The 2,015-nt window shown below is 71.6% G+C and carries 3 protein-coding genes; all 3 read left to right on the forward strand.

Annotation, left to right across the window (positions count from 1 at the left end; all coding sequences use genetic code 11):
- Positions 1–650: phytase (locus CCN42_RS25930; RefSeq protein WP_245877458.1), on the forward strand; the 650-nt coding region annotated here is incomplete at its 5' end.
- A gap of 155 nt (positions 651–805) precedes the next feature.
- Positions 806–1,033, forward strand: a complete 228-nt coding sequence (locus tag CCN42_RS25935) for a hypothetical protein (RefSeq protein WP_086739237.1) — start codon at positions 806–808, stop codon at positions 1,031–1,033.
- A 178-nt stretch (positions 1,034–1,211) separates the two neighbouring features.
- Positions 1,212–1,913, forward strand: coding sequence for a response regulator (locus CCN42_RS25940; RefSeq protein WP_086739239.1), 702 nt, complete (start codon positions 1,212–1,214; stop codon positions 1,911–1,913).
- The last annotated feature ends 102 nt before the right edge of the window (positions 1,914–2,015 follow it).

Raw genomic sequence — 2,015 nt, forward strand, 5'->3', positions numbered from 1 at the left:
ACCACCATGCCCTCGACCTGCGGGAGTTCACCGGGCTCCGCGCAGGGGGACCAGGTGGTGCCGTTCGGCAGGCGGAAGGAGGAGGGCAGGTCGAGGGCATGGTGGTGGACCCGGCCACCGGCACGCTCTACACCGGCCAGGAGGACATCGGCATCTGGCGCGTGCGCGCCGACCTCACCACCAAGCCGGTCCTGGTGGACAAGGTCCGCGAGTTCGGCGTCCCCGGCGTCTACGACGAGGCGACCGAGGAGTGCACGGCCGGCGCCGACCCCGGCTACGGCGGCGAGCACCTCTCCGCCGACGTCGAGGGCCTCACCCTGTTCCAGGAGTCCGACGGCGACGGCTACCTCCTCGCCTCCAGCCAGGGCGACGACACCTTCGCCCTGTACGACCGCGAGGTGAGTGAGGCCAACGAGTACGAGGGCGGCTTCCGCGTCGTCGCCGCCTCGGCGACCCTCGACGGCTCGCAGGAGTGCGACGGCGCCGCCGTGCTCAACGCCCCCCTGGGCAGCCGCTACCCCAACGGTCTGCTGGTCGTCCAGGACGGCCACGAGACCCCGGAGGTCCCGGACGGAGAGGGCGGCACCCGCACCGCGACCGGCTTCAAGTTCGTCGACCTCGGTGACGTGGTGGACGCCGCCGACATGTGAGGTCCGCTCTTCCGTACCCGTACGGCCGCCGGGCACCGATCATGCCTGGCGGCCGTATCTCCTTTCCCCCGCCGACAGCCTGCTCCCCGTTCCGGTTACGCTTTGTGATCTCCGGCTCTGACCAGCCGGATCACAGCTCACAAGGGGGAAGCGCCATGGCGCGCAAGCCGGTTCGGGCCGCTGTCGGAGACGTCTGGATCACCTGCCAGATCTGCCGGGGCGAGTTGTTCCGCGAACGGGGCGTGATGCTGAACAGCGTCGGCATGGAGTTCATGAAGATGGCGTGGGCGGACGAGACGGCGACCGGGCTGATCTGCTGGCACTGCGGATACGTCCACCTCTTCGCCAACCGCGACATACAGCTCCACAACGCGGAGCAGTAGAGGCCCGCACGAGCAGCGAGCCGACGCGTTGCGCCCGCGGTGACCGACTGGGTCCGGGACGGCTGAACCGGCCGTGATCAGGGCCGAACGGCCCTGGCCGTCCGGCCCTCGGGGGGAGCAGGATTCTGCACGGGGAGCCCCGGCAGGCACCCCGCAGGACCGGAACGAGGAGCAAGCGATGGCGGACGGTGAGCGGACCGGCCCGGACGGGCCGATCCGGGTCTTCCTGCTGGACGACCACGAGGTGGTCCGGCGCGGGGTGCGCGACCTGCTGGACGACGAACCCGACATCGACGTCGTCGGCGAGGCCGCCACCGTCGAGCAGGCGCTGGTCCGGGTCCCGGCGCTGCGCCCGCGGGTCGCGATCCTCGACGTCCGCCTCCCCGACGGCGACGGCGTCACCGTCTGCCGGGAACTGCGCTCGCGCATGCCCGAGCTGGCCTGCCTGATGCTGACCTCCTTCGACGACGAGGAGGCCCTGCTCGACTCGATCATGGCGGGCGCCTCCGGCTACGTCCTCAAACAGATCCAGGGCTCCGATCTGGTCACCGCCGTCCGCACGGTGGCCCGCGGCCAGTCCCTGCTCGACCCCAGCGCCACCACCCGCGTCATGGCCCGGCTGCGCGGCGCCGAACAGCCGCCGGAGGAGCCGGACGCCCTGCCCGACCTCACCGCGCGCGAGCGGGAGATCCTCGCCCTGATCGGTGAAGGACTCACCAACCGCCAGATCGGGCAGCGGCTGTACCTCGCCGAGAAGACGGTCAAGAACCACATCTCCCGTCTGCTCGCCAAGCTGGGTGTCGAACGGCGCATCCATGCCGCCGTCATCGCCACCCAGGCCCAGGACCGGCTCCGGCAGGAGGGCCGCGGCGGTCAGTGAGGGCCCGCACGGCCGGTTACGGTGGCAGCAGACGCGTCCGGGAGGCGGGCGCCCGAAGCAGACCAGGAGGGACCCCGGGTGGCAGGCTCCGCGGAGCCCGGA

Source organism: Streptomyces glaucescens, assembly GCF_002154375.1.
GTDB lineage: Bacteria > Actinomycetota > Actinomycetes > Streptomycetales > Streptomycetaceae > Streptomyces > Streptomyces glaucescens.

Coding starts and splice junctions, on each gene's coding strand:
- CCN42_RS25935 (WP_086739237.1), top strand. CDS start 806: ATGGCGCGCAAGCCGGTTCGGGCCGCTGTCGGAGACGTCTGGATCACC.
- CCN42_RS25940 (WP_086739239.1), top strand. CDS start 1,212: ATGGCGGACGGTGAGCGGACCGGCCCGGACGGGCCGATCCGGGTCTTC.